Annotated in this window: 11 protein-coding genes; 9 read left to right on the plus strand and 2 right to left on the minus strand. The window is 37.3% G+C overall.

Annotation, left to right across the window (positions count from 1 at the left end):
- Window positions 1-173 precede the first annotated feature (173 nt).
- The 5 genes from L2B55_RS07295 (at window position 174) to L2B55_RS07315 (ending at window position 3,452) form a co-directional block, all read left to right on the plus strand.
- Complete coding sequence (locus tag L2B55_RS07295) at window positions 174-782, plus strand: hypothetical protein (protein WP_237849895.1); 609 nt, start codon at window positions 174-176, stop codon at window positions 780-782.
- A 129-nt stretch (window positions 783-911) separates the two neighbouring features.
- On the plus strand, window positions 912-1,523 hold the full coding sequence (locus tag L2B55_RS07300; RefSeq protein ID WP_237849896.1) for a Crp/Fnr family transcriptional regulator: 612 nt from the start codon (window positions 912-914) through the stop codon (window positions 1,521-1,523).
- Window positions 1,524-1,584: 61 nt separating this feature from the next.
- A complete protein-coding gene (locus L2B55_RS07305) occupies window positions 1,585-2,259 on the plus strand; it encodes an MBL fold metallo-hydrolase (RefSeq protein WP_237849897.1) in 675 nt (224 codons plus the stop codon).
- Between the two features lie 89 nt (window positions 2,260-2,348).
- Window positions 2,349-2,675 (plus strand): hypothetical protein, encoded by a 327-nt coding sequence (locus L2B55_RS07310; protein ID WP_237849898.1) that lies wholly within the window; start codon window positions 2,349-2,351, stop codon window positions 2,673-2,675.
- Window positions 2,676-2,795: 120 nt separating this feature from the next.
- A complete protein-coding gene (locus L2B55_RS07315) occupies window positions 2,796-3,452 on the plus strand; it encodes an NAD-dependent epimerase/dehydratase family protein (protein WP_237849899.1) in 657 nt (218 codons plus the stop codon).
- A gap of 48 nt (window positions 3,453-3,500) precedes the next feature.
- On the opposite strand, the gene L2B55_RS07320 is transcribed toward L2B55_RS07315, so the two are convergent.
- On the minus strand, window positions 3,501-4,841 hold the full coding sequence (locus tag L2B55_RS07320; RefSeq protein WP_237849900.1) for a dihydroorotase: 1,341 nt from the start codon (window positions 4,839-4,841) through the stop codon (window positions 3,501-3,503).
- Between the two features lie 77 nt (window positions 4,842-4,918).
- On the opposite strand from L2B55_RS07320, the gene L2B55_RS07325 reads away from it, so the two are divergent.
- The 3 genes from L2B55_RS07325 to L2B55_RS07335 all read left to right on the plus strand — a co-directional run bounded on the left by L2B55_RS07325 (window position 4,919) and on the right by L2B55_RS07335 (window position 10,636).
- Entirely contained in the window at window positions 4,919-6,277 is a 1,359-nt protein-coding gene (locus L2B55_RS07325; protein ID WP_237849901.1) for a DEAD/DEAH box helicase, read from the plus strand.
- 79 nt (window positions 6,278-6,356) lie between these two features.
- Window positions 6,357-6,689 (plus strand): gliding motility protein GldC, encoded by a 333-nt coding sequence (gldC, locus tag L2B55_RS07330; protein ID WP_237849902.1) that lies wholly within the window; start codon window positions 6,357-6,359, stop codon window positions 6,687-6,689.
- Window positions 6,690-6,862: 173 nt separating this feature from the next.
- Window positions 6,863-10,636, plus strand: coding sequence for a tetratricopeptide repeat protein (locus L2B55_RS07335; RefSeq protein WP_237849903.1), 3,774 nt, complete (start codon window positions 6,863-6,865; stop codon window positions 10,634-10,636).
- A gap of 58 nt (window positions 10,637-10,694) precedes the next feature.
- On the opposite strand, the gene pepE is transcribed toward L2B55_RS07335, so the two are convergent.
- Window positions 10,695-11,357, minus strand: a complete 663-nt coding sequence (gene pepE, locus L2B55_RS07340; protein ID WP_255696568.1) for a dipeptidase PepE — start codon at window positions 11,355-11,357, stop codon at window positions 10,695-10,697.
- Window positions 11,358-11,412: 55 nt separating this feature from the next.
- Here pepE and L2B55_RS07345 point away from each other — a divergent pair, with 55 nt between their 5' ends.
- Entirely contained in the window at window positions 11,413-12,216 is an 804-nt protein-coding gene (locus tag L2B55_RS07345) for a transposase (protein WP_237849905.1), read from the plus strand.
- The last annotated feature ends 56 nt before the right edge of the window (window positions 12,217-12,272 follow it).

Here is a 12,272-nt window from a genome sequence, read left to right on the forward strand (position 1 = left end):
TTTGTTAGTGAGATATGTTGAGGTGACTTGATTGCTAATTGCTGCAAAATGAAGTTGAAAACACACATTTATTCAATTAATGCCTTTAGAAAAAAAAGTTTTGCACTAAAAAAATTACAAAGCAACCTGCAGGTTTAAGAACACGTCTGTTAAATAAATTACCATACTATTTTATGCAAAAGGCATTCTACTTATTATTGATATTGGCAGGCTTATCATCCGCCGTTCAGGCTCAACGCAGGTCCCCATTTCACAATGCATTATATATGGAATTTGGTTTAGGCCCGGGTTCTAGTGTTGGGTATAAAAAGGGTAATTTAACAGGTGTCTCAACAAATTATGCAATTACTTATATGGATGCATCCGGCATTTATGCTGGCCTTCACTTTCAGGGAAACGAATATACTCCAGTTCCTCCTGTAAATAATTTAAATAGTAATGAACAAATTGAACAGTGGTTCTTAGGATTACATGGTGGTAAAGAAATACCCATAGTATCGATGCTTTCTGCTGATTTGGGGGTGGGCGTATCAATTATGAATACCAATGTTGCTAATTTGTTTTTAGATACTTATTATATTTTTGATAAAGATGGTGGTGAAGATGACCCCGATGCGTTTAAGGATAGCTACTTTAATGGAACAATAAATGCTTCATTACTATTTCGGCCTCATGCAAAGGCGCCTGTTTATTTTAAGGTCGGATCCTATATGAATTTTAATTCTTATGCTTCAACCAAAGGTTATTTGTTTACAGTGGGTATTAGGTTGGCTAAATATTAATTTGCTTGTGCTGAACGTTTTATGAAAATGCCTTATTGGGAGAGCTGTTAGCAGAGTCTACCGTGATAAGCGAAGTTTTGAAGAGCTAAGCTTATAAATAAAAAGAATTTTTAGCTTTAACTAAGTTTGATGCAAATCAAACGCTTTACTTCTATTTTTAAACAAATGCCTTACGAAAGCCTCAAACAAAAGATACTTTCTTATTCTAGCTTTAGCGATGAAGAATTGAAATTGATACTTTCCAAATTCACATCAAATACCTTTAAGGGTAAAGAGTTTTTATTGCCGCAGGATAAGATTTGCACTGCCATTTATTTTGTTACGAAAGGGTTGGTACGAACCTATTATGTTAGAGATGGTAAAGAAGTAACCACTTATTTGGCTTGTGATGACCAGTTTATTTCTGCTTATACTAGTTTTATTACGCAATCGGCATCAGTTGAAATGATGCAGGCAATTGAGCAAACGGAAGTTCTTTCTATTTCATACAAAAACATGCAAGAGCTTTATAAGGCTGTTCCTAACTGGCAAATCATAGGCAGGTTATTGGCTGAATACAACTATATATGCATAGCTGATCGAGTGCTGAAACTACAAGGCATACCTGCCAAAGAAAAATATGCAAATTTTCTGGTAACTACTCCTTTAAAAATTGTTCAACGGACTCCCTTGATTCATATTGCATCTTATTTGGGAATTACTCCCGAGTCGTTGAGCCGAATCCGAAATGGTAATTCTTAACATTTGTCAAAGGGAAGAAGGATTCAATTTCGAAATTTTGCAGAAATTAAATATTTAACAAATGATCGAAATTGCAAAAAACGTTTACCAATTACCGTTACTGCCCAGAAACAGCATTAACTGCTATGTTGTTGATGATTTGCTGATTGACGCCGGCATAAGGGCTTCTGCTAGTAAGATTCTTAAATCCATAAAATCGCATAAAATTAATGCACATCTGTTAACTCATGCTCATGCCGATCATCAGGGTAGCAGTTCATTGATCTGCGAGCGATTAAGTATTCCATTATGGACATCCGAAAAGGAAAAAAACAATGCAGAGTCGGGGAGGGTGGTTGACGATTACCCTAATCCCAGGCATTTTGTGGCTCGCTTTCAGCAATTAAACTGGGCAGGCAAAGGTGTTAAAGTTTCACAAACATTAAAGGAAGGTGATGAAGTAGGAAGTTTTACGGTTATTGAAACCCCCGGTCACTCTATTGGGCATATTTCCTTCTTTCGCGAATCGGATAGAGTGCTGATTGCGGGTGATGCACTGGTGAACATGAATTTGTTGACAACCCTGGTTGGTTTAAATACGCCACCAGCTCTGTTTACAACGGATACATATCAAATGAAAGAATCTGTATGCAAGTTAAATAAACTCAATCCTTCAGTTATTTGCTTCGGTCATGGTCCGGTTTTACATAATGACAAAGGGCAGCTGGAGAAGTTAGTGGAAAGGATGGGTTGTTAATTATCTTTGAATTAATTGTCTGATATTCAGTTGTTAATTAGTTTGATTAGAAGTAATTTCCGTAACTTCAATCAATAAAAAGTTGATTTATGGATTCTGCTCGTGTTAACGCCATACAGCTTGAGCTGTTAAAAGAGTTAGGGTATTCGGCATTCGCTTTTGACTATGAATATCCTAAAGGATTTGTTCATGAAACTGAATTATCGGTGAAAGAGCATGCTGCCAAATTATGGGCCTACAAATCGTTGGAAGATGCCATGGCATCCAGGCATACAGCCGTAATTAATTCTCCCGCAGAATTATTGAACTGGCTTTCACTTAAAAGGGATTTGGATATTTATTGGAGTGATGACTTTGTGAGACAGTTACGGACTTCGGGAATGGCGCGTGATCGTCTTGATAAGTTTGAAGATTAACGTTTTTAACTTTGTTTCGTCTAATAAAAACTTAAATAAGCCTATTCTGCCTGTTCTGTCTTAAAAACAAAATAGTTCTTTAAATTAACCACTAATGTTAAATCATTAGTTGATCATTTAATGAATAAGATAAAAGTAATAATTACAGGCACTACAGGGATGGTTGGCGAAGGTGTTTTATTTGAATGTCTGGAAAATCCTGCAGTTGCAGAAATATTAAGTGTTTCCCGGAGATCTTATGAATTAAAGCATCCCAAATTCAAAGAATTAATTGTTCCGGACTTCTTTCAGCTAACAAATCATATTGACCTGTTAAGAGGCTATGATGCCTGCTTTTTTTGTGCTGGAGTCAGTTCTGTAGGTATGAAAGAAGATAAGTATACTTATCTTACGTACGATACTACATTGGCTTTTGCAAAGGTTTTATCAGAGGTGAATCATAATATGGTTTTTACGTACGTGTCGGGCATGCATACAGATAGTTCTGAAAAAGGAAATAGCATGTGGGCACGTGTAAAAGGAAAAACGGAAAACGATTTGATGAAACTTCCGTTCAAGGGCGTTTATAATTTCAGGCCTGGAGCAATGTTTCCTTTTAATGGGCAGAAAAATTGGAAATCGATTTATAAAGCAATCGTTAAAGTGATCAAAGTTTTTACTCCAAAGAGCATTTTAACTATGCAGGAAGTAGGCCGTGCGATGATTTATGTTACAACTGAAGGATATGATAAATCCATCTTAGAAATTGTAGATATTAAAGAACTGGCCCATAGATAAAAAGACCTCACTCTGGGCACGTTGTGCACAAGAGTGAGGTTGTTATATTTAATTTCTATCGAACAATAAGCGCTGGCCTTTTTGATGATGATCAAGAACTCCTTCGTTATAAACTAAGTTGCCGCTTACAATTGTGTGGGTAACTTTTGACTTAAATTCTTGACCTTCAAATGGTGACCAACCACATTTGTACAAAATATTTTCTTTAGAAACGGTCCAGTCTGAATTTAAATCCACTAAAACCAAATCGGCCCAGTAACCTTCTCTAATAAAACCTCTTTTTTCTATCTGAAAACAAACGGCTACGTTATGTGCCATCTTTTCAACTATTTTTTCGAGAGAAATTTTACCCTGATGATAAAACTCAAGCATGGCAGTTAATGCATGCTGCACCAATGGTCCGCCTGATGGAGCCTTGCTGTAAGGCAGTTCTTTTTCTTCAATGGTATGAGGAGCATGGTCGGTAGCAATTACATCAATATGATCATTCAAAACGGCATCAAAAATTTGAGAACGATCAGTTGCAGTTTTTACGGCCGGGTTCCATTTTATGAAGTTACCTTTGGTTGCATAATCCGCATCACTGAACCATAAATGATGTACACAGGCTTCAGCTGTAATTTTTTTATCTTTTAAAGAAACAGAGTTGTCGAACAATTTGGTTTCAATACCTGTGGAAATATGCAGAATATGCAAGCGGGTATCGAATTTCTTAGCCAGTTCAACTGCTTTGCTCGACGAAAGATAGCAAGCCTCAGCACTTCGGATAATTGGGTGCATTTCTGGTTTCAGTCCATCTTCTCCATATTTTTCTTTAAAAACCTCAAGGTTATGACGAATTGTTGCTTCGTCTTCACAGTGAGTTGCAATAAGCATTGGTACCTTTGAAAAAATACCTTCCAGTGTTTTTTCGTTATCAACCAGCATATTTCCGGTTGATGAGCCCATAAACACTTTTACGCCGCATACTTTTTTAGTATCTGTTTTAAGTACTTCTTCCAGATTATCATTTCCCGCACCCATAAAAAATGAATAATTGGCAAATGAATTACGTGCTCCAATCTGGTACTTTTCTTCCAGAAGTTGTTGTGTTAACGTATTGGGAACTGTATTGGGCATTTCCATATAGGATGTAATGCCACCGGCAACAGCTGCAGCTGATTCTGAAGCAATGTTTGCTTTGTGGGTTAATCCTGGTTCGCGGAAATGTACCTGATCATCAATACAGCCTGGTAATAGGTGTTTTCCTTCTGCATTAATTTCTATGTTAGCGGCAATATTTATACCTGGTCCTATTTTTTCAATAAAACCATTCTTTATAAAAATATCTGCATTGAATTGTTTGCCTTCATTTACAACTGTGGCGTTTTTGATTAGGATGGTGCTCATGGTGCAAAAGTAATTTGAAAATACGTAACCAGCTAACTTGTAACCAGCAATTATTAAATTAATGCTAATTTTGCCCCATGTCCAAAACATTTGAGGATTTTCAGTTCAACCGCCAAATTCTAAACGCAATAGAAGAGGCGGGATATACAACCCCAACTTTAATTCAGCAAAAAGCCATTACTCCTATTTTATCAGGTAATGATTTAATGGGTATTGCACAAACAGGAACCGGAAAAACGGCTGCATATGTGTTACCAATGGTGATGAAGCTTAAATATGCACAAGGGCAAAATCCGCGTGCATTAATTCTGGTGCCTACCCGGGAGCTTGCTTTGCAAGTGTTGGATGCCACACAAGCTTTATCGAAATATACTGACTTGCGTATTACAGCAATTTTTGGCGGGATAGGGCCAAAAACACAAATAGAAACTATAAAAGCCGGCGTTGATGTGATTATTGCAACTCCGGGTCGATTTATGGAAATCTATCTGAAAGGCGATTTGCTTGTAAAGCAGCTGAACTATTTTGTGATTGATGAGGCAGACAAAATGATGGATATGGGCTTTTTGCCTCAAATTCATAAAATTTTGGAAGTAATACCTCGTAAGAGACAGAATTTACTTTTCTCAGCAACCATGCACGCAAGGATTGAGAGTTTAGCCGGTGATTTCTTGAAATTTCCGGTTAAGGTTGAGGTTACTCAACAGGCTACACCTGCCGAAACCGTTTCGCAGGCCTTGTATTATGTCCCTAACTTGCGCTCAAAAATTAACCTGATGATGCATTTGTTGAAAAATCAGGAGGATGTTCGTAAGCTGATTATTTTTACCAAAACCAAAACTACTGCTGATAATATTTCCAAGTATTTGACTCGGCAGTTTGGGGAGGATCAGGTACGGGTAATACATGCTAATAAGGGGCAAAATTCAAGGATCAACGCCATCAATCAATTTAAGAATGATGACATACGGATTCTAGTTGCTACAGATGTAGCTGCACGCGGGTTGGATGTTTCTGACGTGAGCCATGTTATTAATTTTGATGTTCCACTCATTTATGAAGACTACGTGCATCGAATTGGACGCACGGGCAGGGCCAATAAAACCGGTGATGCCATAACTTTTTGTAATGAGGCTGAAAGGTATCATATTGAAAAAATTCAAAAACTGATTAGGCAGCAAATTCCGGTGTGTGAGATTCCTGCTGGAGTTTTTGTGGAAGAAACCGCTTATGAGGAGCATCAGGCCATGGCTCGTGAAATTGATGAACAAAAGCGAAAAGCCGACCCAGATTTTAAAGGAGCTTTCCATGAGAAAAAAAATCCATTTGCTAAGAAAGTTGAAAAAACAAAAAAGGATCAAAAACGTAATTATGTAGATCCTAAAAGTAAAGAAGCCCGATTTGGACCTAAAACCAAAGCCAGAAAGAAACGATAATTAGAAAATAAATAAATAGAAGAGAGTACAGCCATTCACGAATTGGTTAATTTCTCAAAAAAAAGCGCAATCATAAATAATGAAAAAGGCAGAAATTAAATTAAAAATTGAATTAGACGATCAAAATATCCCTGACAATATAACTTGGGAATCTACTGATTCTGCAAATAAAGAGGCTGTTCCGGCAAAAGCTTTTATGTTAGCTATTTGGGATCATAATTATCAAAATACCTTAAAAATTGATTTATGGACTAAAGAAATGCCTATTGATGAAATGAAGCGTTTCTTCTATGAAACGTTAATGACCATGGGAGATACATTTCAACGTGCTACCGGTGAAACAGCGATTGTTGAAGATTTAAGAGACTACTGCGCTCATTTCGCTGAGAAAATGGAAATTACTCAGAAATAACAAGTGCAAATCTTGTATAATAAAAGGCTTTTTAATCAGAGTTAAATCTTTGATTGAGAAGCCTTTTTAAGTTTTATAAGTAAATAATAAACAAGCTGTTTATAACTCTTATTGTGTCATAATTAAAGTATTGGTACTTTGCATCCTCATATTTTGACACATCTCTAAGTTCTATGTTATTTTTAAAAGATCGACGATTATCTGCGTTAATTACTATTCTTTGGTTTTCTTCAATTAATTTAACATTTGCCCAATCAGCTTCTTTAACTAAAGCTTGGACGTTGTTTTATGAAAACAAACGTACAGAGGCTTATGCATTGTTTAATGAAGCAAGTGTGGATCCCACCTCTGCTGCCGAAGCATATTTAGGCCTTGCTATGCTTGCCAGTATTGATAAACCACAATCGGTAGCATTTGCCAACTTTGTAAAATTTTATGATAAACACCCTAACCCTGCGCCGTTTTTATATGCATCGTGGAGTACAGAACTGGTAAATTCAGGACTTAATCGTAAAACGGAAGCTGAACTTGCTTTCTTCAAAAAAATCGCTGCTTCAACTAATATTGACGGCTCGGTGGTGGCCCTTTCGAATGCAGCTATTGCAAAGCATTTAGTACAAACTAAACAGCCTGGAGAGAAAGAGGTTAGTGATCGGATAGGTTCAATAGATAGCTGGAAATTAGTCGGTGAGTTCGAAAATATTTCCACTAGTGGATTTGATAAAGTTTATGAGCCAGTAACGGTTGTTTCTGAGGATAAAACATTCATTAACAAAAACGGTGCAAGTGTTAAATGGTTTGATATTCCTGCAATTCGTAGAGATCGTTGGATTGATATGACTTATTATTTCTGGGATAATCATAATTCAGTAACCTATGCACAAAATTTTGTAAATAGTCCCGCGGATCAGGAGGTGTATCTTCGTTCGGGAGTTTCGGGCTCTTTGAAGATATGGATAAATGATAGTCCTGTTGTTTCTGAATCAGAAGAAAGGAATAATGATATTGACTCGTACATTACGAAAGTAAAATTAAATAAAGGTTACAATCGTTTATTAGTTCAGGTGGGGGAGAGTTACGCTGACAGGCTGAATTTCTTGCTACGTTTTACAGATGAGAATGGAACTCCAATAAAAGGTCTGAGTTATTTAAAGAACGTGCAACCTTATCAGAAAGAAACAGTATTTAAAGCGCAAATTGTAAGCTTGTTTGCTGAAAAATATTTCAAAGATCAAATCAAAAATCATCCTGATTATTTGGTGAACCATCTGATGCTGGCTAATCTGTATTTACGAAATGATAGAACTTTTGAAGCTCAAAAGATATTGACAGACGTTCAGAAGAAAGTTCCTAATTGTAGTTATGTAACAAGTCAGCTTATCGAACTGTACTCAAAAAGTGATAATAGAACCTGGTTAACGGCTGAGCAAGAACATTTAAAGGAACAGGATCCTGAAAATCCAATTTCTATTAATCTTTTTTATAGTGAAGCTTATGGGAAAGAGGATTACAAAGAATGTGAGCGATTATTAACTAAGCTGAAAATTATTTTTGGTGATAATGATCCTAATGTGATCGCTAAAAACATGGAGCTTTTAGCAGCTAACAAAAGAATGGAAGAGTTAGTGGCAACTGCAGAGAATGCCTATAAGCTATATCCCAATAACTATGATTTTGTTGCTGCTAAATTTGCTGTCGAAAAAAATATAAAAAATAATAATAAAAGTGCTGAGGCTGTCTTGCTTACTTTTATTAAAAATAACGATCATTATACTGCTTTAAAGACATTGGCTGATTTCTATATTGATCAAGGTTCTGCGGAAAAAGCCATTCAATTATATGAGCAGGATGCAAAGGCAGATCCAATAGGCGTAGACCTTTATAACAAGCAGGCGAGGATTTATTATAAAAATCAGAATTACGCTAAAACTGAGGAAATGATTAAGAAAGCCCTTGCTGTGTCCCCTCAATCAAGTGATAGTTGGAGTGACCTGGGGCTAGTTTATCGTCAACTTGGTCAAAACCAGAAAGCGGTTGATGCTTATAAAAAGGCAATTTCTTTTAACTCAGCAAATTTCTCAGCTATTCATGACCTTCGAAAACTCGAAGACAAAAAGGATGTATTTTCTTATTTCGTAGATACTGATAACTATGATATGATTCGTAAAGCGGGTGCTGCTGCTAAATACCCTGACGATAACAGCATTATTGTAAATATGGAGAAACAGAAGGTCGTTTATCCAGGCGGAGCATCAGAAGAAAAGAATATTGTCGTAGCTAAAATTCTTACTAATGAAGGTCTTGAGTATTGGAAGAAAGTCAGTATTGCCGTATACGGAGATCAAAACTCAACCCTTGAAAAGGCGGAGGTGATTAAGGCCAATGGAACTAAAGTACAGGCAGAGTCAGATGAATCAACCATTGTATTTACCAATTTGGAAGTAGGTGATGCAATACAGTTTATTTATAAAGTAGAAAATCATAACCCCGGAAAATTGAGAGGCTATTTTTGGGATAAGTTTTATTTTAGTCGTTCATTCCCATCATTGCGTTTAAAGTACTCATTGCTGGTAGCTAATGATATTAAGTTTCAGCATCAGGTGGTCAATGGCAAGGTAGCGCCAAATGTTACCCCTAAAGATGAATTTACACTGTATGAATGGGAAATAAGTGAGCAGCCAGCTATTCGATATGAAGATAAAATGCCGGTATTGGCTGATGTGGGAACCATGTTGTTTGTTTCTTCAATTCCTGATTGGGACTTTGTTTCAAAGTGGTATAATGACCTTGCTTCTTATAAAGCGAAAGCAGATTATGAAGTGAAAGAGGTTGTCAATGATTTATTTAAAGATAAGAGAAACCTTACCGATCAACAAAAAGTAAAAATAATCTATAATTATATTATTAAGAATATTACTTACAGTTCAGTAAGTTTTCGCCAAAGCGGATTGATTCCTCAACGCCCGGCCACAGTAATCAATACTCGCATAGGTGATTGTAAAGATGTATCAACATTGTTTGTTACCTTATGTAAAGAGGTTGGAGTAGCTGCCAACCTGGTGTTGGTGAATACCCGGGATAATGGACTGAATGGATTGGTATTACCATCGATTGATTTTAATCATTGCATTGCAAAGGCTTCATTTGGAGGTAAGGAATACTATTTTGAACTCACCTCAAACTTTTTACCTTTTGGGGCTAATTACTCAAATTCAGTAAATTCACAAATTTTGGATATTACCCAACCGGGGAAAACTGCAGCCCTGTCAAATTTAAATCCGGCAACAAGGTTGTTAAACGTAATTAATCGTAAAACGAATGTTTTACTAGTTGATAATTCACTAAATATACAGGAGAATACTTGTCAAACCGGTGGCCCTGGCGCTTATATAAAAAGCTACTATGGTGAAAAAAGCGAACAGGAGCAAAAGAAACTAATTACTCAGGCAATTAGTCATTCATATCCAAATGTTCTTGTAAATTCCGTTAAGTTCCAAGGCTTGGAAACAGGAGCTGATACCACAAAATGTAGTTTATCTTACAGTCTTAATGATGTGATGAATGAGGTTGGTGGAATGTCAATTTTTACCCTTCCATGGTCATCTAAAACAGCAGCTAAAGATTTTGTGTTTACTCAAGATCGTAAGTATCCAATAGATGTAAGCGAAGTGTTTTATGCAGATATTGACACCGAAACAATTACATTGACCATCCCTGATAAAAAGACTATTGTAGATGTGCCAGCCTCTGTTAGTTTGACAGGTAGTGTTGGTGAGTATTCAATGAGCTATAAGTTGGCAGGCAACAAGCTTGTTTGTACCCGAATGTTTAAATTGAAGCAACAAGTAATTCCACTTGCAGACATAGCAACATTCAATGAATTTTACAGGAAAGTAATTGCTTCAGATAATAAGCAACTCGCCATAAAAATTAAGCCAGGCGCTTAAGCTATAAAAATGCCAGTAGGATATTTTCTGCTGGCATTTTTTATTAATTTTTTACTACTTAGTAAAGTAAGAATGATAAGTCGTCTTGTTTGCCAATCTCTTTGATTGGTTCGGCGTTTTTGAAAATGCGAACCGATTTTTTCCCTTCCAGGCGAATTGTATTGTTTTCAATGAAAAACATGCATCCTTCTCTTAATCCCGCTACAAATCTGTTCGGATTAGCCGTAACATATTCTAGGATTCGCTGTTCTCTGGTTTCGCCGGCATGATTATCGGGGTGGCTATCCAAATAGTGAGGATTAATTTGAAAAGGAATTAAGTTTAAAGCATTAAATGACCGAGGTTGTACAATCGGCATATCATTAGTGGTGCAAATGGTCGGACAGGTTACATTTGTTCCGGCGCTCCATCCAATATAAGGAGTACCATTGGTTACTTTTTGCTTTATTGCTTCAATGAGATCTAATTCTTGCATACTTTTTAATAGGTGAAACGTATTTCCACCTCCAACAACAATGGATGATGCATCATGGATCGCTTTTATAGGATCTTTAAAAGTATGGATGGAGTTTACCTGCACGTCAAATTCAGAAAAGGCTTCCTGCACTTTTTCCCGGTATTCATCATATGAAAATGTAGGGAGTCTTTGAAAATTACAATTCCCTGAAACACAGCTATTAATTGTGTTGAATTCAAAAAAATAACCCCGAAAAAGTCTCAAATGAGGCCAAATCGGGGTTTTTCATTATTTTGGTTTTGCGAAACAACAAAATAATATGCTGCAAAACTACTTATTTCCTGTCAACGAACTGCAAAGTCCCCGCGAAATTATTTTTCAGACGACCAGCTTGGGCAAACTCCGCCAGGTACTTCCACTGGACCGCTTGGCAGCCCTCTTACCGGCTAAGGGCAGTGCACGTGGCGCTAAAGCCTGGCTGGCTCCAGAGGGCATGTTGGCCTTGTTGTTTTTGAAGTCCTATACTGGTCTGAGTGATGAGCAGTTGATTGAACACCTGAACGGGAATTGGCAAATGCAGTTGTTTTGCGGCATGCGCCTGGCCGATAATGAACAAATCAAGGATGTCACCCTGGTCTCCAGAATCCGCAGTTATGTGGCCAAACACCTGGATCTGCAGCTGTTTCAGGAAGAACTGATTCGTTCTTGGAAGCCGCAGCTGAAGGAAACGCAGGTTTTGCTCTGCGATGCCACCGTGTATGAAAGCGACATGAAATACCCTACCAGCGTGAAACTGCTGTGGGATTGCTGCCTGTTCAGTCATGAGTTATACGAAGATTTGTTGAAATCCTGTAAGCTAAAGCGGGCTAAAAACGCTTTTAATGAACAACAACTCAAACAATCGACTTTCAATTTACTCCGTAAGAAAAGCCAGCGCAAGTCACGTCGTCGCTGCCAGCAGTTAATCAAGTTACTCACCCGCTTGAATGGCCTGATTAAGGATGTTTTTCGCTTAATGGGCGACAGGCTGCAACTGGCCGGGCGGCTCCGGGAACGCTTTGACTTGGTGGAGCAAGTGTTAAAGGAGCAGCGGTTCTTCCTGACTTGTCCGGGGTACTTATGATTAAAATATAAGTACTTGATATTGTTGTGTTTATTTTCATTATTTTGGCGTTTTGC

Source organism: Solitalea lacus, assembly GCF_022014595.1.
In the GTDB taxonomy this organism is placed as follows: domain Bacteria; phylum Bacteroidota; class Bacteroidia; order Sphingobacteriales; family Sphingobacteriaceae; genus Solitalea; species Solitalea lacus.